Here is a 25,066-nt window from a genome sequence, read left to right on the forward strand (position 1 = left end):
GTGCTGCATGCTGTAATCTGGATTCCATTTCTGCTGGCTGTTCTGATCCCGCTCGTTAAACGTATTCCGCGTCTTCATACAGGGTGGGCGGTACTGCCAGTTCCAGCTGCTCTTTTTGTGTACTTCCTGATGAAGGTATCCGGCATTCAAGCTGGAGAAAATACGGTTGCCACGGTATCCTGGATACCTTCACTGGGAATGGATATTACCCTGGTGCTGGATGGACTGAGTCTGGTATTCGCCCTGTTGATCACAGGGATGGGGGCTCTCGTAGTTCTATATTCCATCTATTATCTCGATAAGCGGATGGAATCGATCCGTAACTTCTATATGTATCTGCTTATGTTCATGGGAGCGATGCTTGGTGTAGTGTTGTCTGACAACCTGATGGTGCTCTACGGGTTCTGGGAGCTGACCAGTATTACTTCGTTTCTGCTGATTGCCTTCTGGCACCGCCGGGAAAGATCCCGCTATGGAGCACTCAAATCGATGCTGATCACCGTGTTCGGCGGACTGGCGATGTTTGCAGGATTCAACCTGCTCTATGTGATGAGCGGAACCTACAGCATCCGTGAGATTATCGTGCAAGCCGGCCAGTTGTCTGCGGAACTGATGTTCCTTCCGGCCATGCTGCTGATCCTTTTGGGGGCCTTTACCAAATCGGCGCAATTTCCGTTTCACATCTGGCTTCCTGATGCGATGGAGGCGCCGACTCCGGTCAGTGCATATCTCCATTCGGCAACGATGGTCAAAGCCGGCCTGTATCTGGTTGCACGGCTTACTCCTGTATTTGCCGGAAACCTGGAGTGGTTCTGGTTGGTCTCACTGGTCGGACTCGTTACTCTCTTGTATGGCTCGTTCAAAGCTATCAAGCAAACGGATCTGAAGGCCATGCTTGCCTTTTCTACCGTCAGTCAGCTGGGTTTGATCATGTGCTTGCTGGGACTGGGCTCTGCCGCAGCCTTTTTCTCCGGTACAGAGGAGTCAGTATTCTATTCGATGGCCACAGCGGCAGCTGTCTTTCATCTGATCAACCATGCCGTGTTCAAGGGAACCCTGTTTATGGTGGTTGGGATTGTAGACCATGAGACGAATACAAGGGATCTGCGCAAGCTGGGAGGCTTAATGTCCCTCATGCCGGTCACCTTTTCCGTGGCGCTCATTGGAGCCTTTTCCATGGCCGGGCTTCCGCCGTTCAGCGGCTTCCTGAGCAAGGAAATGTTCTTCACCGCCGTGATGGATATTCGTGAGCTGGATATTTGGAGTACACAGTCCTGGCTTGTGCTTTTTCCCGTCATTGCCTGGATAGCGAGCGTATTTACCTTTGTGTACAGCATGATTCTGGTCTTCAAAACGTTCACCGGCAAGCTGCAGCCCGAGAAGCTGGATAAAGTGCCGCATGAAGCTCCGCCGGGGCTATTGTTCTCCCCGGTACTGCTTGTTTCCCTGGCTGTCTTCTTTGCCTTCTTCCCGGACCTGCTGAGCTCATCCTTAATTGAACCGGCAGTAGCTTCGATTCAATACGGGCTGTTGCCGCCGGAGATGAGTCTCCATGTCCCGATTCATTTCTGGCATGGCTGGACACCGGAAATCTTCATGACTCTGGGTGTGATCGCTGCCGGTATGCTGTTGTATAGAGGCTATGGAAGATTGCGGATACTGGATCGTGAGTGGAGTGGAAGGGATTCGCTTAACCGCATGTATGATCTTGGACTTCGCGCCTTAGAAGGCGGGTCAGCCCGCATCACCAATCTGTATATGACTGGTAGCAACCGGAATTATCTGCTGTATATCTTCGGGTTTTTCATTATTGCTCTCGGGAGTACACTGCTAGGAGCACAGGGGATCACCCTGGGAATGAAGGATTACGCTCCAATCTCCATATACGAAGTGGCAGTAGTTGCGGTCATGTTGGTTGCCGCCATCGCTGTCCCCTTTGCCAAGTCGAGAGTCAATGCCATTCTATTCACAGGTGCAGTGGGCTACATGGTAACCTTGCTGTTTGTGATCTTCCGTGCTCCAGATCTTGCCTTGACACAAATGATTGTGGAGACGGTGTCGGTGATCCTGTTCCTGCTGTGTTTCAAATATTTGCCGAAGCTGAAGCAGGAGAAGGAGAAAGCTTCCTTCAAATGGCTGAATCTTATCCTCGCTGCAGGTGTCGGACTGACGATGACACTGGTAGCACTGGCGGCGATGGGCAGCTGCCCATTTGCTCCGATCTCGGAATTTTTCCTGAACGAAAGCTATTCCCTGGCCGGCGGCAAAAATGTAGTGAATGTTATCCTGGTAGATTTCAGAGGTTTCGATACCTTGTTCGAAATTATGGTTCTTGGCGTGGCGTCCCTTGGAATTTATGGACTGGTTAATCTGAGAATGGAGCCAGGGGCTATAATGCAGGCGAAGAAAACCAAACCGGCAGCCTATTGGTTTCCGTTCCGCAGCAATGATGTGATTCTGCGTACGATGTCCAAGGGAATAGTGTTAATCATTCTTACCTTCTCGCTGTATTTATTCTTTGCCGGACATAATCATCCGGGCGGCGGCTTCATTGGTGCTCTGATGACGTCTGCCGGCATGATTCTGATGGCGATTTCACTGGGAATTGAACCCGTCCGCAAATTTCTTCCGGTCAATTACCGTATTCTCACAGCGGTGGGGCTGCTGATTGCTATACTAACAGCGGCTGGTTCCTTTGCTTTTGGAGCGCCATTCCTGAGCCATTCCTTTGGCCATTTTGATCTGCCGCTGCTAGGGGATACAGAGCTTGCGACAGCCGTTCTGTTCGATCTCGGAGTCTATCTGGCGGTCGTCGGCGTGACGATGAACATTATCTTTACCATAGGAGGGGATGAGTAAAATGGAATGGATGATGGCTGTAGCGGTTGGTATTTTATTTACGGTCGGTGTGTATTTGATTTTATCCAAAACCCTGCTGCGGATTGTACTCGGTACTTCCTTGCTTACTCATGGCGTCCATCTGCTTCTTCTGACTATGGCCGGACTAAAAAAAGGGGCAGCACCCTTACTAGGTAACGAGGCGGAAGCCTATGCAGATCCATTGCCGCAGGCGCTGATTCTGACATCCATCGTGATCAGCTTCGGTGTAACAGCCTTCTTCTTTGTGCTTGCCTACCGTGCTTATCAGGCACACGGGACGGATGACATGGATTCTGTCCGGGAGGAGGAACAATGAATAATCTCTTGGTTCTGCCGATTCTTATTCCCTTGTGCACCGCTGTTATTCTGATGTTTCTGAAAGAACAGGTGCTGCTGCAGCGGTTCATAAGCATATTCAGCGGCATTCTGAATCTCGTTCTATCCTGTGTACTGGTTTCCCGTATCCACGAGAAGGGGATACAGACTTTACATATGGGCGGCTGGGCTCCGCCTTATGGCATTGTCCTGGTGGGAGATATGTTTGCAGCGCTGTTAGTACTCACGGCTTCAGCCGTGAGTCTGGGGATTCTGCTCTATTCTTTCACCAGCATTGGTCCGGAGCGGGAAAGGTTCTATTACTATTCATTCTTCCATTTTCTGCTCGTAGGTGTATACGGTTCATTCCTGACAGGTGACATCTTCAATTTGTTCGTCTTTTTTGAAGTCATGCTGATCTCGTCTTACGCGATGATCTCCCTGGGCGGAACGAAGCATCAGCTTCGGGAAACTGCAAAATATCTCTTGATCAACATTGTCTCTTCAACGCTCTTTGTAGCGGCTGTTGCCTATCTGTATGCGGCAGTGGGTACACTGAATATGGCTCAATTGTCCCAGCGTATAGCTGAGACCGGACAAAGCGGTGTTCTGAATGTGATCGCTGTGCTGTTCTTGACTGTTTTCGCTCTGAAGGCCGGGCTGTTCCTTTTTTTCTGGCTCCCCGGTTCTTACAGTGCGCCGCCTGCCGCGGTCCGTGCCTTATTTGGAGCACTTTTGACCAAAGTGGGGCTGTACGCGATTATTCGGACGTTTACGCTTATTTTTACTAGTGATCCTCATTTTACGAACGGCTGGATCGCCTGGATGGCGGCAGCTACCATGATTCTGGGCGCAATGGGTGCTGTCGCCTATAATGATATCCCCCGCATCCTGAATTATAACGTCATTATCAGTGTGGGTTTTATTGCCTTCGGCTTATCCGCGGGAACACCGGATGCGCTCGATGGAACGGTCTATTATCTGCTGCATGATATGCTGGGCAAGGGTCTCATGTTCATTCTGGGAGGGCTGATCATTGCCGCTGCGGGCACGGATCGGTTATCCAGCATGGGGGGGCTGATCAAACGTTATCCTTTGCTGGGCTGGAGTTTTTTCGCGCTGGCACTAACGCTTGCCGGTATCCCGCCCTTCAGCGGCTTTCCCGGCAAAGTGCTGATCATCCGGGGAGGACTGGATTCGGGTATGCTGACGTTATCTCTTATCGGGTTAGGCTCCAGTCTGCTTGTGCTGTACTCACTGATCAAAGTATTCAGGCTGGCCTTCTGGGGTAATCCACCGGACAGGGAACTGCCCAAAGTAAATCTAAAAGGCGGAACGGCGGTAGCAGCCGGACTCTTCGTTCTGGTCATCGTTATGGGCCTTGGAGCGGAATGGGTGAATACGTATGTATCTCAGGCAGGGGAAGTGCTTGGTTCCCCCTGGCTCTATATTGAAGCTGTATTGAAGGAGTAGATGAAGATGGCTGTTCAAATCTTATTAAACCTGATGACTGCGTTTCTGTGGATGATGCTGATCGGTGACGGCTCAGGCTCAAGTTTTGTCATTGGCTATCTGCTGGGGTGCGGACTTCTGATGGTATTGCACAATTTCCTGCCCAAACCGCTCTATTTGAAACGCGTGTGGTCCATTATGAAGCTGCTGGCGCTGTTCCTGCGGGAACTGGTGTTATCCAGCTTCGCGGTTATCCGGCAAATTCTCCGGCCCAGACTGACAGTCCGTCCGGGAATCTTCGCTTATGAAACCGCACTGAGCTCTGACTTTGAGGTTACGCTGCTGTCCTGCCTCATTTGTCTGACACCAGGGACGCTTACACTGGAAGTCTCGGGCAGCGGCCGGATCCTCTATATTCATGCCATGGATATTGAAGATGCCGGCCAGCTCTCCCGCCAGATCCAGGGAACCTTTGAAAAAGCAATTATGGAGGTGACCCGGCTATGATTTCTGTCCTGCTTCAACTTGCGCTGATTATTCTGGCATTAGCCATGCTGGCCTGCCTGTACCGGTTGGTTCAGGGACCGACCCGGTCAGACCGGATTGCTGCCCTTGATACCATCGGTATTCATCTGCTGGCGGTGATTGCGGTGCTGAGCATACAGCAGAAGACTGAGGATTATATTGAAATTGTCCTTGTGATTGGGATTCTGACCTTTATCGGAACAACCGCATTAGCAAGATATATTGAAAGAGATGCGGTTATTGAGCAGGGGGGTGATGAGCTTGATCGGTGAGCTGCTGATTGGGGTTTTGGTGCTAATGGGTGCAGTGTTTTGCGGGCTTGGCGCGTTTGGGCTGGTCCGGCTGCCGGATGTCTACTTACGGTCCCATGCCGCGACCAAAAGTGCTACGCTGGGCGTATTGTGTGTGCTGACAGGAGCCTTTCTATTTTTTTTCTTCTATATAAATATAGTCAGTATTAAGCTGCTGCTGGCGATTGTGTTTGTCTTCATCACCTCCCCGGTTGCCGGTCATCTGAATGGCCGGGCGGCTTACCGCTCCGGTGTGCCTTTATGGAAGGGAAGCGTGCAGGATGACCTGAAGCCGGTATTGGAGAAGAACGGGACGAATCAGTCCGGTTCTAAGAATGAATAAGTGTATCCGATAGATGTACTGAAGTATAATCTAAGAAACTTGGTGTGGGTTCGAAAATTGTAAAATGGGGTGCCGTATGAATCACTTCGATGAAACATTTATCCAGGTCCTGATCCTGCTTGCTATATCCATCGGCGTTATTGCGGTTGCAAAAAAGGTCAATCAACCATACTCTATTGCACTGGTCATGGTAGGACTTTTTCTGGGGTTGGTTCGTGTCCCTGTACTGGAGGATGCAGAAGTTTTTATTACACAATCTCACGTGTTTCAGGCAATTATTATCTCATTATTCCTTCCTATTCTCCTGGGAGACGCAACCCTCAAGCTGCCTTTTTCCCATCTGATGGATCAGCGTAAGCCGGTGCTGGCTTTGGCTTTTGGCGGAACCTTGTTGTCTTTTCTCATTATTGGCTTGTCGGTATATTGGGGCTTGGGACTTCCGCTGATCGTGTCCTTTACCTTTGCAGCGTTGATGAGCGCAACGGATCCCATCAGCGTGATTTCGATCTTCAAATCACTGGGCGTCCCCAAGAATATTGTGACCATCATCGAAGGGGAATCGCTGTTTAACGACGGTATTGCGGTTGTGCTGTTCCAGATTTCATCCATATACCTGCTGTCTTACATGGAGATGGGCTGGGCGGGAATCGGCAGCGGAATATTGCTCTTTCTGAAGTTTGCACTGGGGGGCATTCTGATCGGTGCCATTATGGGCTATATATTTTCCCAGCTGATCCGCCTGTATGATGACTTTCCGCTGGAGATTGGCTTTTCCATGCTGCTGTTTTTTGGGAGCTATTTCATTTCAGAGCATTTTGAGGTCTCGGGTGTTATTGCTGTAGCGGTAAGCGGGCTGATCTTTGGCAATTATGGAGCACGGGTCGGCATGTCAGAGACTACGAAGACGAACATTAATTCCTTTTGGGATGTGATCACCCTCGTAGCGAATTCCCTGATCTTCCTGATGATTGGCCTGGAAATTAAGAATATTAACTTCTCCGATAAGTGGGGGCTTATTCTCGCTGCGATTGTGATCGTACTGCTGGGTAGAACGATAGCGCTCTACACAAGCCTTGCTGCTCTTAGAAACTTCCCGGGTTCCTGGAAAAGTGTGTTGAATTGGGGCGGCTTGAAGGGAAGCTTGTCCATTGCACTTGCCCTGAGTCTGCCTATGTCCTTTGAAGGAAGGCAGGATATATTAGTACTGACGTTCAGTGTTGTGCTGTTCTCATTACTGGTCCAAGGACTGTCGATCAAGCCGCTGGTGAAAAAACTTGGATTAACCCAGGACGTATATCCCACACAAAAATAGGTTGATAACCTAAGTACTTTGTGATTTAATGCAGTAGTGGTATTGATACAGTTGTCGGAGAAGTCCATGTGGTTAGAAAAATGAGAGATCCATGTACCGGGGTGGTTCGGTTTGATCAGACTATCTGTAGTCGCAGCACTATATAATAAAGAGAACAGTATCCGTCAGCTCTATGACAGCATCAAGAATGCAATGGAGAGCCGGACAGAAAGCTATGAGATTGTGTTCGTCAACGACGGCAGCAGGGACCGCAGTGTTGGCATTCTGGATGAGATCGCCCGGTCCGATTCAGCGGTGAAGGTCATCCATTTCGAGAAAAATTGCGGCCAGACGGCAGCGATCTGGGCGGGAATGAAAGCCTCCGGCGGAGAGCTTATCGCTCTGCTTGATGCGGATATGCAGACTGATCCCAGGGACATTTTCAGGCTGATGCCCTTCATTGAACGGGTGGATTTCGTGAATGGCAAGCGGATGGACCGTAAAGGCCCGCTGCTCCGAAGGACGCTGCTAAGACTCATCAACGGGATAAGGAATTTTCTCACCGGTGATAGCCTGTATGATGCGCAGTGCCCCATGAAGCTGATGAGACGTGAAGTGGCGGAGAGCTTCCATTTATACAGCGGGATGCACCGGTATTTGCCGACGCTCGCGAAGATGAACGGCTTTTCCGTGATTGAGGTGTCGGTGAGCCATCAGGGGGGAAGGGACGGAGGTTATCGTTACGGTGCTTTCAACCGAATCTTTGTAGGCTTCATGGACGCGGTTGTTATCGGCAGATTGCAGAAGAGGGTTATCCACTACCGCATCAAAGGGGATTAATTTTTTGTGAAAGGAAATGAATTGTTTCATGAAGAAATCATTGAATAGCATTTTAAATCGGCCGATTCTCTTGTTCAGCTTCGTGCTTCTGCTCAAAAGTGCGGTGGCCTGGTTTGTCGTGTTCAGCGACGGTCCGAACTGGAGTATGGTCTTTACCGAAATTCCTTTTTTCATTATTGTGTTCAGTCTGATTGAATGGCTGTCTTCCAAACGGAAGATCTTGTATTATATGATAGCCAATTTGTTCATTACGGTTATTTATTTTTCCGTCCTGATGTATTACAAGTATTATGGCGTGATTGCCACCTACCATGCGCTGCAGCAAGCGGATAAGGTTACCAAGGTCGGAGAGAGCACGTATTCTCTGATCACACCGTATTATCTGTTTATCTTTGTGGACATTGTCTTCTTCCTGCTCTTGATGTTCCGTCCCAAATATATTGCCAAGTGGAAGGAAAGAGGCACGTACCGGCTCAGCCGACCCGTTCTGCTTGCCGTGACCGCCGTTTCGATCGCTTTGTGCTTCTTCAATATCTGGCCCAACCACGCAAGCATGAACGAGATCAAAAAAGCGGAAAGCATGGGGATCCTGAATTACGAGGTGTATACGCTGTTTGCGGACAGCACAGAGAGGGAAGAGCTTATTGACAGCAAGGAGATAACCCAGCAGGCGGTGAATACGATTAAGGGTACTGAAACACCGCAGTCACCGAAGTACCTGGGAGCCGATAAGGGCAAAAATCTGATCGTGGTGCAGATGGAATCGTTCCAGAACTTCCTGATCGGACTGACCATTGACGGTCAGGAGATTACGCCGAACATCAACAAGCTGGCGCACAGCAATACGTACTTCAACAATTTCTACACCAATGCGGGTCAGGGTACAACTTCGGATGCCGAGTTCGTGGTGAACTCCTCATTTTATGTGCCGAAGAACGAACCTGCAACATCATCGCCCTATATGAAAAAATCCGTGCCCAGCCTGCCGAAGCTGCTGAGTGCGAACGGTTATTTTACGGCTACTTTCCATACGAACAGTGTGGAATTCTGGAACCGCAAAGACTTGTACAAAGCGATAGGCTTTGATAAATATTATGACCAGTCATTCTTTGGGGATGATGACCATATCGCGTTCGGGTCTTCGGATGAGGTGCTTTTCGCCAAAACAGTACCCGAGCTGGCCGTACTTGATGCCAAGGATCAGCCGTTCTATGCAATGGTCATTTCCATGAGTGCACATCATCCTTTCCGGCTTCCTGAGGAAAAGTTCAAGATGAAGCTGCCGGAACGTTATCAGGGGACGCTGCTGGGTGACTATATTCAGGCTCAGAATTATGCGGACTATGCGATGGGGCAATTTCTGGAGGAACTAAAGACCAGCGGACTGTGGGATGACAGCCTGATTGTATTCTACGGGGATCACCAGGGTGTGCCGATGTATACGCTTGGCAATGATGAGAAGGATCTGTTGAAAGAAATGATCGGACATGAATACGGTTATACGGATATGTTCAATATTCCGTTCATCGTTCACTCGCCAAGTGGCTCACTGCCTCCGGTCATTGACCGGACAGGCGGACAGATTGACATCCTGCCAACAGTGTCCAATTTGCTGGGAGTGCCGCTGCAAAACCAGCTGCATTTCGGTGAGGATCTGCTGAACTCCACGTCCAACCTGATCCCGTTCCGGCATTTCCTGCCTACAGGTTCCTTCGTGAATAACACGAGCATCTATCTGACGGGGAATGATTACGAGGATGGAAGCAACTACAGTCTAAATGATAATTCGGTGACCCAAGGCGGCTCCACAGAAGCGCAGTTCGAAGCTGCGGAGCGGCTGCTGAACATGTCGAACAGCTATCTGATGCAGCTTCCAGACCGGCCGGATCAGCAGTAACCCGGAACAGTAAGTATAGGGCTTGCCCTGTACTTGCTGTTTTTTTGTGCTAAAAATATAGGTTATCAGTCCTCAAGCTGCCCGTTGATTTCTTCGAAATAGTGATAGACCCCATTCAAAAGCTCGATAAGCGTTTCGCTCCGTTCCTTGCCGAGATAGTCAATCATCCCCTTGAACGTGTCGCGTATTCTGTCAACAGCGGCGTCGGCACAGCGTTCGCCTTTGTCAGTCAATGCAATCCCGCTGACCCTTTTATCCAGGGCATCACTGGTGCGGACCACATAACCCTGTGCCAGCAGACTGTTCACCATTTGGGTAATAGTGGGGGAGGTGACCTTATGCATTTTGCTGATATCAGAGATCGTAAGCACTGGCTTGCCGGATTTCTCGGTTCCTAATTTGATCGTAACCAGCACACGAATTTCACTGGGCTTCAGCAGGGTGGGGTTGTTCTTCTGCCAGTTGATTTTGGAGAACTGCTGAAATACAGCCATCAGCTCATCAATGTTATCATATTTGCCTTTTCTGTCTTCGTTCATCGCACACCTCAAAGATCATCTTTCCCTTAATTATAGGTCATCATGTGAAGCAAAGGAATGGAAAGGACAAGAAACTTATGTGAAAAGGAGCTTCGTACCACTGTAGCCGGATTATTCTGCGGGACTGTGGAGAAGTGAGACCTGGTATTTGTTCAGAAACATGCTCCATTCCTCCGAGGGCTTCTCGTCTGTAACGATAAAATCTATCTCGTCAAAGCCGAACAATCGGATAAAAGCAATCCGGTCGAATTTGGAGTAGTCTGCGAGAAGTACCGCTTTGCTGGCCTGCTGGCGCATAAGAATCTTGAGTTCGCTTTCGGCTTCGTTGGAATCGCTTAGTCCGCCTGTCATTGAAAGTGCCTTGCAGCTGAACAATGCGACGTCCACATTATATCTTTGGATGGTGTGGGAGGCGCTCGGCCCGACAAAGGAGTTGGTTTCAGCTCCCAGCACGCCGCCTGTGGAGATCAGCTTGTGCCCGGAATGCTGGAACTCGGACAGGACGACCAGTGAATTGGTGATGATCGTCAGGTTTTTTTTGACTTCGGTAATTTTCTTCAGTGCTTCAAAAGCGGTTGAGCTGGTGTCGGTCATCAGGCTGTCACCATCATTAATAAGCTCCAGGACGTTCGCGGCAATGGCCCGCTTGGCCTCGAGGTTGACCGCATGTCTATGGGAATAGGAAGGGTCCTCGTTGGTGTGAACATTCAGGATGGCGCCGCCATAGCTTTTCTTAGCGATGCCTTCCTTGTCCAGCTTTTCCAAATCTCTGCGGATCGTCTCTTCGGAGACATTGAAGTCCTGCGCCAAATCAGCGACATGGACTTTTTTGTTACGGTAGAGCTTATTGATAATGAGTTCACGGCGTTCAAATGCTCTCACTAAGGCGGACCTCCTGGCATGATTGATCTTTATTTCTATTTTACTATAATCCGAGGGATAAATAAAAGGAAAATCCACATAAGACTCCACATTTATATTGATAAAACCACATAAACTCACTATAAATGTGTGGATTTATGTTGACATACCTGGTTTATGATTTTATGATAGAGCATATGCAAACGCTTTTATTGTTCTTATCATTCGGAGGAGGTTATTTGGCATGACAACTCATTATCCCAAAATCGGAATCCGCCCGACGATTGACGGGAGACGCCGCGGTGTGCGTGAATCACTGGAAGTCCAGACGATGGGTATGGCGGAGCGGGTCGCTGCCTTTTTGAAGGAAAACCTGCATTACCCTGACGGCTCACCTGTGGAATGTGTAATTGCGGATTCCACGATTGGTGGAGTGAAGGAAGCTGCAGCCGCTCAGGCCAAATTCTCAGGCGCGAATGTAGGGGTATCCATTACAGTAACACCCTGCTGGTGTTATGGCTCGGAAACGATGGATATGGATGCGGCGATTCCGAATGCGGTCTGGGGATTCAATGGTACGGAGAGACCCGGCGCGGTCTATCTTGCTGCTGTGCTGTCAGCGTATGCCCAGAAAGGCATTCCGGCTTTTGGGATCTATGGGGAGGATGTGCAGGATTCAGGAAGCGAGGATATCCCGGCTGATGTCCAGACCAAGCTGCTGCGGTTCGCCAAATCGGCACTTGCCGTTGCTCTGATGAAGGGTACCTCCTACCTGTCGATGGGATCGGTATCGATGGGCATCGCCGGTTCGATTGTGAATGACCAGTTCTTTCAGGAGTACCTGGGCATGCGCAATGAATATATCGATATGTCCGAGTTCGTCCGCCGTTTCGAGGAAGGTATTTACGATCAGGAGGAATTTGCCCGAGCGCTGAAATGGACGAAGGAGAATTGCCGGATCGGCCCTGATAATAACCCTGGACATCTCCAGCTTAGCAGCGAAGAGAAGGAAGCCCAGTGGGAAACCTGCGTCAAGATGGCACTTATCGGCCGTGATCTGATGGTCGGGAATCCGCTGCTTGCAGAGCTTGGATTTGAAGAAGAGGCTCAAGGCCACAACGCGCTTGCCGCCGGCTTCCAGGGGCAGCGTCAATGGACGGACCACTTCCCGAATGGTGATTTCATGGAGACGATCCTGAATTCCTCCTTCGACTGGAACGGCAAGCGCGCTCCTTATATTCTGGCTACGGAGAATGACAGCCTGAACGGCGTGACCATGCTGTTCAATTATCTGCTGACGAATACGGCGCAGATCTTCGCCGATGTCCGCACCTACTGGAGTCCGGCAGCCGTGAAGCGTGTGACCGGATACGAGCTGCAAGACCAGGCAGCTGGCGGCCTGCTCCATCTGATCAATTCCGGATCTGCTGCACTAGACGGTGCAGGTGAACAGACGAGAGAGGGCAAGCCGGTAATCAAACCATTCTGGGAGATCACAGATGAGGAAGTGGAAGCTACTCTGAAGGCAACGGAGTTCCGGGCGGCTTCACAGGAATATTTCCGAGGGGGCGGCTTCTCTACCGATTATCTGACCAAGGGCGGAATGCCTGTAACAATGGCGCGGCTTAATCTGGTCAAAGGACTGGGGCCTGTCCTGCAACTGGTGGAAGGTTATACTGCGGAGCTGCCTGAAGAGGTGCACCGCACGCTGGATGAACGTACAGATCCTACCTGGCCGACCACCTGGTTCGCCCCTATTCTCACCGGAACCGGCTCTTTCAGCTCGGTGTATGACGTGATGAATAATTGGGGAGCCAATCACGGAGCAATCAGCTACGGTCATATTGGTGCAGATCTGATTACACTGGCATCCATGCTCCGCATTCCGGTCAGTATGCATAATGTGGAGGAGTCGCGGATTTTCCGGCCGCGTGTCTGGTCACTGTTCGGGACGGAGAGTCTCGAGGCTGCGGACTACCGGGCCTGCCGCAACTTTGGACCCCTATATTAACTTCTGGAAGCGGGCAGGTGAATGGAATGGGCAAGCGGATAAAACTGCTGGCAGTGGATCTCGGGGCAAGCTCGGGAAGAGTGATCCTCGGTACTTATAACGGAAGCAGCATGGTGACAGAGGAGGTTCACCGGTTTGCCAACACGCCGGTGCAGGACAGCGGACATTTATACTGGAATGTCCCGGCTCTGCTTCAGGAGATCAAGCAGGGAATCAAGCTGGTGTGCCAGGCTCACGGAGAAATAACAAGCCTCAGTGTGGATACATGGGGAGTAGATTACGGCTACTTGGATCATGCCGGGAAGCTGCTTGATTCTCCGCATCATTACCGGGATCAGCGGATGGGGAAATACCGTAATCGCCTGGAGGAGCTGCTGCCGCCTGAGGAGCAGTTCCGGCTTACCGGCAATCAGCCGGACCCGATCAATACCCTTTATCAGCTGTTTGCGGATTTGCAGGAGAACCCGCTGCTTCAGGAGCGTGCTGACCATATTCTCATGATGCCTGACTTGTTCCTGTACCTGCTGTCTGGAACTGCTTCTGCGGAGAGAACCATCCTGAGTACGAGCGGACTGCTGGACGCCGGTACTGGCGACCCTTCATCTGAGGTTCTCGGCAGGCTGGGAATTCCGGCGGGTCTGATTCCGCTTCGTGTTGAGGCTGGAACGGCCATCGGAAGGCTGCTGCCGGAGCTCTGCGCTGAGCTGGGCTGCGGACCCATCCGCGTTATTGCCGGTGCCTCACATGATACAGCTTCCGCCGTAGCCTCCATTCCATATATGGAGAAGGATGGGGCGGCGTTTATCAGCTGCGGTACCTGGTCACTCGTTGGCATGGAAACGAAGGCTCCCGTGCTAACCCCGGCAAGCTATAAATATGGCTTCACCAACGAAGGCTGCTATGGCAGCGGGAACCGGCTGCTTAAGAACATTACCGGCCTGTGGCTGCTCCAAGAAACGCGCAGGACCTGGGCGGAAGCGGGTGAAGTGCTGAGCTTCGGGGAGCTTTCCACACTTGCCGGGAACGAAGGGGCGGCACAATCTTTTATCCAACCGAATGATCCGGTCTTCAGTACGCCTGGAGACATGCCGGGACGTATCGCTGAATACTGCCGGAGTACCGGTCAACGGGTCCCAGAGACCAAAGGGGCGATGGTCCGCACGATTCTGGAGAGCCTCGCCAAGTCCTATGCGGCTGCGATCCGGGAGCTGGAAGAAATTACTGGTGAAAAGGTTCGTAAAGTTCATATGGTCGGAGGGGGGATTCAGAATAAGCTCCTCTGCCAGTTGACGGCGGACGCTTCCGGAAGAGAAATTATAGCCGGTCCCGTCGAAGCCAGTGCGCTCGGCAATCTGCTGGTGCAGCTGGCAGCCCTGGGCGAACTGGATTTCAGCCGGGCCGCAGAGATTGTAGCAGCTTCCGAGACCCTGACGGTCTATCGACCAATAAATGATAATAGAGGAGAATAAACCATGGATGAGCTGGAAAAGAAACTGCGACTGCAAATTTGCGATATCGGAAGGAACTTGTTCAACAAGGATTTTATAGCCGCGAATGACGGCAACATCTCTGCCCGTTTGAGCGGAAATGAAGTGTTAGCTACACCAACTGGGGTCAGCAAAGGCTATCTGGAGCCGCATATGCTGGTCAAAGTCAATCTCGAGGGAGAGATACTAGAAGCACACGAAGGCTACAGACCTTCAACAGAAGTCAAAATGCATTTGCGGATATACCGGGAGCTTCCAGAGATGAACGGGGTAGTGCATGCGCACCCGCCGTTTGGTACTGCTTTTGCCATTAAAGGGGAAGCACTCGACAAAATGATGATGCCGGAATCCGTTATCGCTATGGGTGATATTCCTCTGGCTAAATACGGCACACCTTCTACGGAGGAAGTTCCTGATTCCATCATGCCGTTCCTGGGCAAGAAAACAGCCGTGCTGCTGGAAAGCCATGGCGCACTGTCCTGGGGCAAGGATGTAATGGGTGCATATATGAACATGGAGCGGCTGGAATACACCGCCAAGCTGACCTTTTTAACCCGCATGATTAACGGGGAACGTGAGCTGCCGCCGAACCGGATTGAAGAGCTGGTGGCGCTGCGGTCCTTCTATGGAATGTAAGGAGGGGATCTGAACATGCTGAAGAAAATCCCCAAGCTGCTCTCCCCCGAACTCGTGAAAATCATGATGGAGATGGGCCATGGCGATGAGCTGGTGCTCGCAGATGCCAACTTTCCCGGCCATGCGCTGCATTCCCGGGTGATCCGCTGTGACGGCTTAGGCATTCCTGAGCTGCTGGCTGCGGTTCTGGAGCTGCTCCCGCTGGATCATTATGCGGATCATCAGGCTGCGCTCATGAGTGTCGTTCCGGGAGATCCTACAGTCCCTGTAATCTGGGATACGTATAAGGAAATCATTTCTGGTTTTGATGAGGATGCGCAGATCTCCCATGAGGAACGCTTTGCTTTCTATACCCGCTCACAAAGTGCTTATGCTATTGTAATCACCGGTGAAGAGGCGCTTTACGGTAATGTTATTCTTAAAAAAGGTGTGATTAAGAGCAGTTGATCCCTTTTGACTGTTGGATATGAAGTCAGGAATAATCCTGTCAGTAATGGATTCTCCACGTGAGAATGTATTACTGGCAGGATTTTTTGGGTTTCACGGCCTGCAGGAGTGGCAGGTGCAAAGACTACTATGTTATGTTTTATGTCATAATGCATAACATTTAAATCGTGTTTTTAGTCGGGAATCCAAAAACAGACGATTTTAGATTGATTTTTTTAGGGGAACAAGATTAAAATATACACAATAAGTTATATAATCTAACATATAATAAATTACCTTAACGGAGTTTATCGGGAGTGGAGAGGTGGAACGAACATGATTGAGGAAAACAAGAAACTGGTGCATGAACTCGAGCTTCCCCGTGACTGCACATTCTCCCCTGAGGACTGGCGGGTCTTAGCTGAATATTGGTACCCGGTCGCCATAGCAGATGAGGTACAGAACAAACCGCTCGCAGTGAAGCTGCTGGATATGAAGCTGGTATGCTACCGAAGTGAGGGTAAAGTGGTCATCGCGCGTGATCTATGTTTCCATCGGGGAGCACCTCTCAGCAAGGGCTGGGTAGAGAATGGCGAAATTGTGTGCCCGTACCACGGGTTCCGCTATAACTGTGAAGGGAAATGTACCGCCGTTCCGGCTCATCCCAGCTCCAAAATCTCACCCAAGCTGAAGCTGATTGTGTATCCGGCCATTGAACGCTACGGCTTGATCTGGACCTGCCTGGGTTCATCAACTGAGCAAATTCCAGCCTTCCCCGGGTGGGAGGATCCGGACTATATGAATATTTTGCCGCCGAGCTTCGATATTGCCGGTTCGTCCGGCCGCCAGATGGAAGGCTTCCTCGATGTCTCACATTTCGCTTATGTGCATACGGCAACCTTCGGTGACCGCAACAACACTGAGGTTCCCCAATACAAGGTTAGACGCGAAGGCAGCGAACTGATTGCGGAATACTGGAGCACGGTCAGCAATTACGGGAAAGGCCAGGAGAACCCGGCACCGGAAGGCTTCATGTGGCTGCGCGAATTCCGTGTGTTCCCGCCGTTTGCGGCTTCGCTTACCGTCTATTTTCCGGATGAAGGCAGACTCAAAATTCTTAACTGTGCTTCCCCGGTATCTGCGCGATATACCCGGCTCTTCTGTCCGATCTCCAGAAACTTCGACAAGAGCGCACCGGTACAGGATACGATCAACTTCAACCTGCAGGTCTTCGCAGAAGACGCAGAAATGGTGGAGTCGCAGACTCCGGAGGATCTGCCGCTTGATCTGCAGGCAGAAGCACATATTCCGGCGGACCGAACCTCAATTGCTTACCGTCAGTTGTTAACGGAACTTGGGCTTGGACGGACTTATACTTCTTAATCATCGAGTGTAGTTTCATTGTATGATACGATTCCCGGATTCGCAGATTCCCTTCCTGTGCCTGTTCCTCCGGAGCAGCGCACAGGAAGGTTTTTTTGTAAATATAGAGTTGGAGCTTTTCTGATGGCCTGATGGCTTGGAGTTAACAAAATGACTAATCCGCCAGTGATAAAAAAAACTGCATTTTTGACGGGAATTCGCTTAGACTTAAGCTGAACGAACCCTGTGACCAGATGAAGCAGAGCATAGAGGTAAAAAAGGATAAAAATAGCTGTTAGCATGGGGAAGCCTCTTTTCGATTGGGATAGAATGTAGAGGGGCATAAACATTAACGTGGAGGTAAGGAGCTTGAACAGAGGCATGGCAAATGATTACTGCATCGCAGCAATGGATGAACAGCAAGCCCGGAAAATTGTGAATTGGGTCTATGAACCGCCATATTCTATCTATAATATGACAGATGATCCCGAAGACATACAAGAAATGTTGGACGGAACGTATTTCTCGGTGCTTTCCACTGAGGGTGAGCTGGTTGGATTCTTTTGTTATGGACAAAATGCTCAGGTTCCAGGGGGCAGGCTGCAGGGTTTGTACATAGGCGACGATGTATTGGATATCGGGCTGGGGATGAGGCCGGATCTGACAGGAAAGGGGAAGGGGCTCGGCTTTGTGCAAGCGGGTTTGGCATTTGGTCAGGCGACGTATGCACCCTCGGGCTTTAGATTAACTGTTGCTGCTTTTAATCAAAGAGCGTTCACACTCTATACTCAAGCAGGCTTTGTGCGTACTACATCTTTCCTGAACAAGAACGGAGAAACGGAACGGGAGTTCATTATCATGGAGTCGACTGGAGAAAGTAGGTGCATGTCTGATAAAATAGAGAAGTAGAAGCCACAACGATTCCAGACTGTTCCGGCAGCGGCGAAATGCAGGACCGGCATCAACCCAAAGGAGACTTGATTGTGAACGAGAAACTGAAACAAGCCTATGAAAGGTTAGGGTTGCCTGAGACCGTAACCAGAGAGGAATTGGACAAAAGGTTCGATCTGCTGCTTAGACGGCGGCGCTCTTTGACCAATGAAGCGGAAATCGCAGCGTATGAAGAGGATTTTCAAGCCATCAAATTTATACTGGATTCCAGAGACCAGCAGGAAATTCAGGAGGCTGAAGATCAGCGGCTGGCTAAATACGGCAGTCTTGCCGGTGGAGCGCGGAAATGGGAACGCTTTATGCGGCTCTATAAAACACATGTCATTATTTCTATTATCGCGGTAATCGTACTTGTCTTCGCTGGTAATGCGCTGTATAACAACTGGCAGCACAGAAAATATCTGGCCTCCCTGCCGCCGGTTGATGCGAAAATTATGTTCATCGGCAATTTTGGTGTGAAGGACAAGGACGGCAAGATGGACGCTCTGAACCAGGCGATTGTTAATGAGTATCCTGAATGGAAACGGGTGGACACCAGCATTGTATACCTTCCCAAGACCGGCGAAGGTTCTGATACACTGGATATGAACTATATGCAAAAGGCTGTAGTCGAGCTGGCAGCCAACTCACCGGATATTCTGATTCTGGATGAAGCTACACTCAAATGGATCGGCGGCCAGGATGGCTTTCAGAATCTGGAGCCGATTCTGGGGGATGGCAAGATCGCCAAGGATGATCCCCGTCTGAAATGGGGGAAATTAGGGGAGAGTACCGTGAACGAGCTCTACGCTGTAGATATTACAGACTCGAAATTCGTGTCTTCTCTGCCGATCAACCATAACACCCAATCGATAGATATTGGAGTGTTGGGCGGAGATAAGCCTAAGGATAAGATCCTTCAATTCGTGAAGCATATTGCCGAGGAAAACACTGGTAAGTAAATTTTCGCAAAAAATGGGCTATATATGCAAGGAGCGGCACAGCGGTGCCGCTTGTTTGCTTTGTGATGGGAGCATCGGGAAAGGATAGCGAGTTCCCGATTGAGGAAGGATTTGAATAGTCATTCGCTTGTCTGGGCATTTATCTCATCTATAGATGAATAATAAGAATGGCAGAACTAAAAGGGCATCGCCCTTATGTTCTGCCATTCTTTAAGTATTACAAAAGCTGTGCAGAATAATCCGCTCCCGCACATAGATGTATTGCTAGTGAAGGCCTCTCGGGGTGTTATCGCTCCAGCCGGTAGCCGCCGTGGAAGACAGGGCCGACATATTGGTTGAATGCGTAACCGCTGCGGATGGCTGCGGAGACGAAATCCTTGGCTTTTGCGACAGCATCATGCACAGACAAGCCGCCTGCCAAGCCGCCTGTGATGGCAGCCGCAAAGGTGCAGCCCGCACCGTGGTTATAGGCTGGTTCGATTTTGGCTGTTTCCAGTACGGTATATTCGGAGCCGTCGAAGAACACATCGATCGCCAGGTCGCCGCCCAGTGCTTTGCCGCCCTTGACAACAACATTCTTCGTGCCAAGCCCATGAATCAGGCGCGCGGCTTCTTTCATCTCGTCAATGGAGGTCAGCTTGCCCAGCCCGGAAAGGACACCGGCTTCGAACAGATTGGGTGTTGCCACCGTAGCCAAAGGAAGCAGCAGATCACGGATGGCATTTGCGCTTTCCGGGTTGAGAACTTCATCTTCTCCTTTGCAGACCATAACCGGATCAATGACCACGTTGGTCTGAAGGTTGTCCTTGATCGCTTTTTCCGCAACCAGCACAATATCTACACTGCCCAGCATTCCGGTCTTCATGGCGTCTACAGGACCGCCTGCGAACACTGTTTTCAACTGCTCCGCCACGATAGCTGCATCAATCGGATAGACATTGTGATGCCAGCCTTTATCCGGGTCCATCGTAACAATAGTCGTCAATGCGCTGAAGCCGTAAGTGCCATACTCCTCAAAGGTTTTGAGGTCGGCCTGGATACCGGCACCTCCGCTGGAGTCACTTCCGGCAATGGTTAGGGTCTTAATGATTTTTGACAAAGCGAACGTCCCCTTCTGGTATATGAATAGGTACTGCGCAACTCTACGACATTATAACAAAAATCATTCCCGGTGTCCGCACTCCGTGTAAGGTTTAGATAGACAGGTCTATTCCTTATCACTGTCCAGGCTGCTTAGCGCTGTCTTGATGGCCTTGTCGTATTGGTAAGGCTCGGCGTTGTCACCGCCCATCCAGTACACCACAAGAAATTTTCCGTTTCTGAAGGCATGAGGGTAAATCCGTGCTCCTCCGTCGTAGGTCGTCCGGTTAATCGCAAGCTTCAGCGCATCCAGCCCGGCGGCGCATTCCCCGGCATTATCGTAGGTATAGACGGACAGGCGGTCCGGGCGCACCGGAGTATCGGTCTTGTCGATCAGCAGCTCATCCGGCCATCTGCCTGCCAGCTCTTTTTTGAACAAATGCTCCTCGGTGTCCAGTACACGGCTCAGCCTCATCCCCCGCTGTTCCAGAGCCAGATATAGAGACTCTGTTGTATTTCCCGTATCGCCTGCGGCAGATTCTGTATTCTGGACAGCAGGAAGGAGAAGAGGACCATGATAAGTTGTGAAATAACTCAATATGGTATCGATCATGTCTTGTCCGAATGAGCCGGGTGAGGCGGTCAGCTCCAGCTTGCGGAAAAGGTAACCCCATTCCCCCTCCTCATAGTAGGCGGCTCCATCCGCCTGATACCCCTTTGCTTCCGCAGCTACTGTATACCGCACGGTCCGGGCATCCGGACCTTCGGCTCCCATCACCTGCTGCCGGGTGAATTCCCGGGGGGCAATGGTCATTCCATAATCATCTGCCCAATCGGCTTTGCCGGGGATATATGTGCCGATATCACCCACGGCGCAGCCTTGGCATCCCCAGGCGTTATCCGAATATTGCAAGGTCCGCTGCGGATCTTCCGGATCTTCAAAGGTGACACCATAGGAGCCGTTGGCTCCGGTGATAGCCGATGCGGTCCAGCCTGCAGGTGCCAGCAGGATATATGCACTGCCGGTATCGGCCCGGAAGATGAGTGCCGCCTGAAGTTTGCCTTCCATGTCCGGAGGAAGCGGGTAAGTCATGTCTGGCAGCGGCGGTAAAGTTACATGGGTCTCGCCGCCCTCCAGAGCTGGAACGGAGAACATAGCAGTTAGCGGGAGGGATATTTCTGACTGCCCCTCTTCCGAAGAAGGGAAGGAGACCGTTGCTGCATAGTTGCTGGCAATACCAACTGTCCGGTCCTTGTTAGGGCTCCTTTGAGTGCTGCCCGCCGGGGCGTCCTCCAACACTCCGTTGTCCTGTGGAGTGACGGCCGGAGTGACAGCCGGAGTGACAGCCGCAATGGTGGATTGGGCAGATTTGCCGGGCTCCCAGCTGCTGTAACCCAGCCATAAGATTATTGCGGCTAGCGGCAGCATCACAGCTGCGTAGCTCCAGCCTCTGAACCGCTTGTGTTGCTGTATTCTCAGGTGTTCTTCGACATTCTGTCTCATTTGCGGCGTGAATTGTGTACCGTCAAAAGGCTTCTCCTTCAATTGTTTTTCCCAATCCTCAGGTGATGTGCTCATGATCTTCCCAGCTCCTTCTCCCAGCATTCGTTCGCTTGTTGCCTTGCCCGGTGCAGTCTCGATTTGGCCGCAGAGAGCGAGATTCCCAGTAGTCCGGATAATTCCTCCATACTCAGCCCATAGTGGGCGTAGAGCATTAGCACCTCTCTATGCTTGCGGGGCAGCTTCAGGACTATCCTCCAAACCTCACTGCTCAGGGATTGCTGCAAAAACACCTCTTCGGCAGACGGGCTGGAAGAATCTTTGCCAATGTGATCCTGCAGGGTTACCCGCCGGATAAAGCTGCTGCTCCGGTAGGTGAGCCAACGGGTTCGGGTAATCTGCAGCAGCCAGGTTCTGACCGCGGCTTCACCGCGGAAGGTATTCATATATTTGTAGGCCCGGATGAAGGTCTCCTGGGCAATATCATCGGCGGCGCTTCTGCTGCGTGCCAGGTAATAGGCATAGTTCCATACATCTTCGCCATAATGCTCCATCAGTGTCTGTAATGCGGCGGCGGTCATGGTGGCCGATTCATTCGTTACGATAGACATGCTGTCCCCCCTTGTTCTCTACTGTATTGACCCCTGCATTCCAGGAAAAGTTTCTTTTTTTGGTAAAAAATATTACGCCAAAAAATTGGCGCAGGCCAAAGAGAGCTGTGGGTTAGAGGAGGGGTTCCAATTGGCTCCATCCGCATATCCATATAGAAGTATAACGTTTAGGAGGCTGCCATGATTGAAATCAGCTTATGCATGATCGTCCGCAACGAAGAGAACAGCCTGCCCCGCTGCTTATCTTCGGTAGCATCCATCGTGGATGAGATCATTATCGTTGATACGGGGTCAACAGACCGGACCCAAGAAATCGCCGCGTCCTTTGGTGCGGTAATTTATGATTTTACCTGGATTGAGGATTTCTCGGCGGCCCGTAACTTTGCCTTCAGCAAGGCCACCAAGGATTATATTCTGTGGCTGGATGCTGATGATTATCTGAAAGGCAGAGATCAGGAGCTTTTTAGAGCACTTAAGCACAGCCTTCCGGAGCATGTCGACAGTGTAAATATGCCGTATAATCTGGCCTTCGATTCCGCAGGCCATGTGATTACGTCACTCCGCCGCAACCGGCTGGTCCGCCGCAGCTGTAATTTCAAGTGGATAGGGCCGGTGCATGAGTATCTGGAGGTCTATGGGCCATCCTTCAGCAGTGATGTCTGTATCACCCATGATAAAGACAAAGCTTTTACGGACCGTAATCTGCGGATCTACCAGAAACGGGCCGCTGCCGGGGAGGTATTCTCACCACGCGACCAGTTCTACTACGCCAATGAGCTACGCGACCACGGGAGGAATGAGGAAGCTTGCGAATACTACAATCTTTTTCTGAAAGGGGGCCTGGGCTGGGTCGAGGATAATTACCAAGCCTGCCTTCGTCTGGCTGAGTGCATGGAACGGCTGGGGAATAAGGAGGGGGCTTTTGAAGCACTTTGCCTGACTCTGAAAGTTGACAAGCCACGGCCCGAATTCTGCTGCAGGCTGGCGGCATGGCACTTGGAGAAGAACCAGCTGCTGCAGGCAATCTACTGGTATGAGCTGGCTGTAATGCTGCCACGGAACAGTGATTCCATGGGGATGCGGAATGAAACCTATAGCACCTGGCTCCCGAATCTGCAGCTGGCCTTATGTTATGATCGGCTCGGACAACATGAGAAGGCAAACCGGTTCAATGAAACGGCACTTCGTTATCACCCCACCCATCCCAGCATGCTGTTCAACCGGAATTATTTCAAAAACCTGCTCGGTAACAAATATGTTGAGCATGAGCCATTTTCAGATCAGGCCGAATAAGAGTGGCTTGCCTTCCTGAAGTGCTCCGCCCAACCTGACTGCCGATTTCCCCAAACACACAAATCCCACTTGAGATCAGGCCTCAAGTGGGATTGTTCTGCTTTACTGGAATAGCAGTGTCTGAATCGCGTGAGCCGGGATAATGTTCTCAGCCAGCTCACCCTTGAACCGCAGCGTGAACGGCAGTTGGCTGTCCGTGCGGTTCAGCACAATAACGGCATAGGTTCCGTCCGGATTGCGGAAGGCAGTGGTCTCCAATTTGTCGGTATATTTGGAGCTGCCGACCCGGATTGCGCCTGGACGGATATATTTACTGAAATGGCCGATGTAGTAGTAGGAGCTCTCGTAAATAACTTCATCTTTGGTGGTGTCCCCGATAATTGGAGCATCGCAGAAGTTGCCTACATGGTTCGGACCTCCTTGTTCATCCAGGACGATATTCCAGTCGGTCCAGCAGGACATCCAATGATTCAGGTTGCCGATGATGTCATGACCATAACGTTCTCCTGTATTCCAGGAGCCAAGTTGAACGCCGCCTTCCTGGCAGCCTTCGCTGAAGAACAGCTTTTTGTCCGGGAAACGGTCATGAACTGCACTGAGCGCTTCAAAATGATCACCGGAATACCAGTGGAAGCAAATGCCCCAAATGTACTTAGAAGCAGCCTGATCTTCAAAAGCGGTTTTCGCCCGCTCGTACACGCGTTCCTTATTGTGATCCCAGACCAAAACTTTGACATGGGACAAGCCGGCTGCTTCTAAGGCAGGGCCGAGTTCATCGCGCACGAAATCCTTTTCCTCTTCAGCAGTGTAAATACAGGAGTCCCAGATCTGTGCAGCCTTGGCTTCATTCTGCACGCTGACCGCCCAAATATCGATTCCTGCTTCAGCATAGGACTGGATGTATTTCACGAACAGATTTGCCCAGGCTTGTCTGTACTCCGGCTTCAGCTTGCCACCGTTATTCATTTCACCATTGGTTTTCATGAATGCCGGAGGACTCCACGGGGAGGAGAACAGCCGGAAGCTGTCACCGACAGAAGAAGCAGCCCGCTGAATCAGCGGCAGGATCGATTCCTGGTCTCTGGAAATATTGAAGGAGGAGAGCTCAGGGTCGGTACCTTCGACATATGCATAGTTACCTTTGGAGAAGTCACAGCTCTGGATATGTGAACGGCACAGGGTGTAACCGATCCCATGTTCGGGGTGAAAATAGGCATCGATGATCTCCTGCTGCTTCCCTGGACTGAGCTTGGCCAGAGTTACAGCTGAAGCCTCGGTCAATGCTCCGCCGAACCCCTCGATGACCTGGTATTCCAGATCCTCATAAATATTAATGAGCTCATTTTCCTTCTCTGCGGAATCCGGCTGAAAGGCCAGAGCCTCCAGTTCGGTTAACCGGTCTCCGGTCTCCTTGGCTGTCTGAATGACGCGAACGGTTGAATGGGTTATAGTCATAACTGTGCAGAACCTCCTGAAAGTGTTGTTGATTTTTGATTTAGGACGGCATCGCCGTTTCTTCTTGATTATAGAAGGT

The 25,066-nt window shown here is 50.9% G+C and carries 23 protein-coding genes; 17 read left to right on the plus strand and 6 right to left on the minus strand.

Annotation, left to right across the window (positions count from 1 at the left end; all coding sequences use genetic code 11):
* The 9 genes from A3848_RS11995 (at position 1) to A3848_RS12035 (ending at position 9,833) form a co-directional block, all read left to right on the plus strand.
* Positions 1 to 2,859, plus strand: coding sequence for a Na+/H+ antiporter subunit A (locus A3848_RS11995; RefSeq protein WP_083612096.1), 2,859 nt, complete (start codon positions 1 to 3; stop codon positions 2,857 to 2,859).
* A gap of 1 nt (position 2,860) precedes the next feature.
* Positions 2,861 to 3,196 (plus strand): Na(+)/H(+) antiporter subunit C, encoded by a 336-nt coding sequence (locus tag A3848_RS12000; protein ID WP_074085169.1) that lies wholly within the window; start codon positions 2,861 to 2,863, stop codon positions 3,194 to 3,196.
* A complete protein-coding gene (locus A3848_RS12005; protein ID WP_074085170.1) occupies positions 3,193 to 4,668 on the plus strand; it encodes a Na+/H+ antiporter subunit D in 1,476 nt (491 codons plus the stop codon). The genes A3848_RS12000 and A3848_RS12005 overlap by 4 nt, the downstream gene beginning before the upstream one ends.
* Positions 4,669 to 4,674: 6 nt before the next feature.
* Positions 4,675 to 5,154 carry a Na+/H+ antiporter subunit E gene (locus tag A3848_RS12010; protein ID WP_074085171.1) on the plus strand — a complete coding sequence of 160 codons (480 nt, stop codon included), beginning with the start codon at positions 4,675 to 4,677 and terminating at the stop codon, positions 5,152 to 5,154.
* Positions 5,151 to 5,444 carry a Na(+)/H(+) antiporter subunit F1 gene (locus A3848_RS12015; RefSeq protein ID WP_074085172.1) on the plus strand — a complete coding sequence of 98 codons (294 nt, stop codon included), beginning with the start codon at positions 5,151 to 5,153 and terminating at the stop codon, positions 5,442 to 5,444. Before A3848_RS12010 ends, A3848_RS12015 begins: the two co-directional genes overlap by 4 nt.
* Complete coding sequence (gene mnhG / locus A3848_RS12020; protein ID WP_074085173.1) at positions 5,428 to 5,805, plus strand: monovalent cation/H(+) antiporter subunit G; 378 nt, start codon at positions 5,428 to 5,430, stop codon at positions 5,803 to 5,805. Before A3848_RS12015 ends, mnhG begins: the two co-directional genes overlap by 17 nt.
* 76 nt (positions 5,806 to 5,881) lie before the next feature.
* Positions 5,882 to 7,117: a cation:proton antiporter gene (locus tag A3848_RS12025; protein ID WP_074085174.1), complete on the plus strand. Its 1,236-nt coding sequence runs from the start codon at positions 5,882 to 5,884 to the stop codon at positions 7,115 to 7,117.
* A 111-nt stretch (positions 7,118 to 7,228) separates the two neighbouring features.
* The gene (locus tag A3848_RS12030; protein WP_074085175.1) at positions 7,229 to 7,936 is read left to right on the plus strand and encodes a glycosyltransferase family 2 protein; all 708 of its coding nucleotides are present in this window, start codon (positions 7,229 to 7,231) and stop codon (positions 7,934 to 7,936) included.
* Positions 7,937 to 7,964: 28 nt separating this feature from the next.
* The gene (locus tag A3848_RS12035; protein WP_074085176.1) at positions 7,965 to 9,833 is read left to right on the plus strand and encodes an LTA synthase family protein; all 1,869 of its coding nucleotides are present in this window, start codon (positions 7,965 to 7,967) and stop codon (positions 9,831 to 9,833) included.
* A 65-nt stretch (positions 9,834 to 9,898) separates the two neighbouring features.
* Here the strand turns inward: A3848_RS12035 and A3848_RS12040 are convergent, their stop codons facing one another.
* On the minus strand, positions 9,899 to 10,372 hold the full coding sequence (locus A3848_RS12040) for a MarR family winged helix-turn-helix transcriptional regulator (protein ID WP_074085177.1): 474 nt from the start codon (positions 10,370 to 10,372) through the stop codon (positions 9,899 to 9,901).
* Positions 10,373 to 10,483: 111 nt separating this feature from the next.
* The gene (locus A3848_RS12045; RefSeq protein WP_074085178.1) at positions 10,484 to 11,254 is read right to left on the minus strand and encodes a DeoR/GlpR family DNA-binding transcription regulator; all 771 of its coding nucleotides are present in this window, start codon (positions 11,252 to 11,254) and stop codon (positions 10,484 to 10,486) included.
* A 223-nt stretch (positions 11,255 to 11,477) separates the two neighbouring features.
* Between A3848_RS12045 and A3848_RS12050 the strand changes: the two genes are divergently transcribed.
* The 7 genes from A3848_RS12050 to A3848_RS12085 all read left to right on the plus strand — a co-directional run bounded on the left by A3848_RS12050 (position 11,478) and on the right by A3848_RS12085 (position 19,047).
* A complete protein-coding gene (locus tag A3848_RS12050) occupies positions 11,478 to 13,244 on the plus strand; it encodes an L-fucose isomerase (RefSeq protein ID WP_074085179.1) in 1,767 nt (588 codons plus the stop codon).
* A gap of 26 nt (positions 13,245 to 13,270) precedes the next feature.
* Entirely contained in the window at positions 13,271 to 14,713 is a 1,443-nt protein-coding gene (locus tag A3848_RS12055; RefSeq protein WP_074085180.1) for a rhamnulokinase, read from the plus strand.
* Positions 14,714 to 14,716: 3 nt separating this feature from the next.
* Positions 14,717 to 15,367, plus strand: coding sequence for a class II aldolase/adducin family protein (locus tag A3848_RS12060; RefSeq protein WP_074085181.1), 651 nt, complete (start codon positions 14,717 to 14,719; stop codon positions 15,365 to 15,367).
* Between the two features lie 15 nt (positions 15,368 to 15,382).
* Entirely contained in the window at positions 15,383 to 15,814 is a 432-nt protein-coding gene (fucU, locus tag A3848_RS12065; RefSeq protein WP_074085182.1) for an L-fucose mutarotase, read from the plus strand.
* Between the two features lie 315 nt (positions 15,815 to 16,129).
* Complete coding sequence (locus A3848_RS12070; protein ID WP_074085183.1) at positions 16,130 to 17,176, plus strand: aromatic ring-hydroxylating oxygenase subunit alpha; 1,047 nt, start codon at positions 16,130 to 16,132, stop codon at positions 17,174 to 17,176.
* A 360-nt stretch (positions 17,177 to 17,536) separates the two neighbouring features.
* A complete protein-coding gene (locus A3848_RS12080) occupies positions 17,537 to 18,064 on the plus strand; it encodes a GNAT family N-acetyltransferase (protein WP_083612112.1) in 528 nt (175 codons plus the stop codon).
* Positions 18,065 to 18,138: 74 nt separating this feature from the next.
* Entirely contained in the window at positions 18,139 to 19,047 is a 909-nt protein-coding gene (locus tag A3848_RS12085; protein WP_074085185.1) for a hypothetical protein, read from the plus strand.
* Between the two features lie 286 nt (positions 19,048 to 19,333).
* Here the strand turns inward: A3848_RS12085 and thiD are convergent, their stop codons facing one another.
* The 3 genes from thiD to A3848_RS12100 form a co-directional block, all read right to left on the minus strand.
* The gene (gene thiD, locus A3848_RS12090; protein ID WP_074085186.1) at positions 19,334 to 20,146 is read right to left on the minus strand and encodes a bifunctional hydroxymethylpyrimidine kinase/phosphomethylpyrimidine kinase; all 813 of its coding nucleotides are present in this window, start codon (positions 20,144 to 20,146) and stop codon (positions 19,334 to 19,336) included.
* A gap of 108 nt (positions 20,147 to 20,254) precedes the next feature.
* Entirely contained in the window at positions 20,255 to 21,706 is a 1,452-nt protein-coding gene (locus tag A3848_RS12095; RefSeq protein WP_074085187.1) for a DUF4850 domain-containing protein, read from the minus strand.
* Positions 21,703 to 22,239, minus strand: a complete 537-nt coding sequence (locus A3848_RS12100; RefSeq protein ID WP_074085188.1) for an RNA polymerase sigma factor — start codon at positions 22,237 to 22,239, stop codon at positions 21,703 to 21,705. Before A3848_RS12100 ends, A3848_RS12095 begins: the two co-directional genes overlap by 4 nt.
* A 180-nt stretch (positions 22,240 to 22,419) precedes the next feature.
* Between A3848_RS12100 and A3848_RS12105 the strand changes: the two genes are divergently transcribed.
* Positions 22,420 to 23,532 (plus strand): glycosyltransferase, encoded by a 1,113-nt coding sequence (locus tag A3848_RS12105; protein ID WP_074085189.1) that lies wholly within the window; start codon positions 22,420 to 22,422, stop codon positions 23,530 to 23,532.
* A gap of 102 nt (positions 23,533 to 23,634) precedes the next feature.
* On the opposite strand, the gene A3848_RS12110 is transcribed toward A3848_RS12105, so the two are convergent.
* Positions 23,635 to 24,987, minus strand: coding sequence for a glycoside hydrolase family 30 protein (locus tag A3848_RS12110; RefSeq protein WP_074085190.1), 1,353 nt, complete (start codon positions 24,985 to 24,987; stop codon positions 23,635 to 23,637).
* Positions 24,988 to 25,066: the final 79 nt, after the last annotated feature.

The sequence above is a fragment of the Paenibacillus sp. P32E genome (assembly GCF_001909085.1).
Taxonomy (GTDB): Bacteria; Bacillota; Bacilli; order Paenibacillales; family Paenibacillaceae; genus Paenibacillus_AQ; species Paenibacillus_AQ helianthi.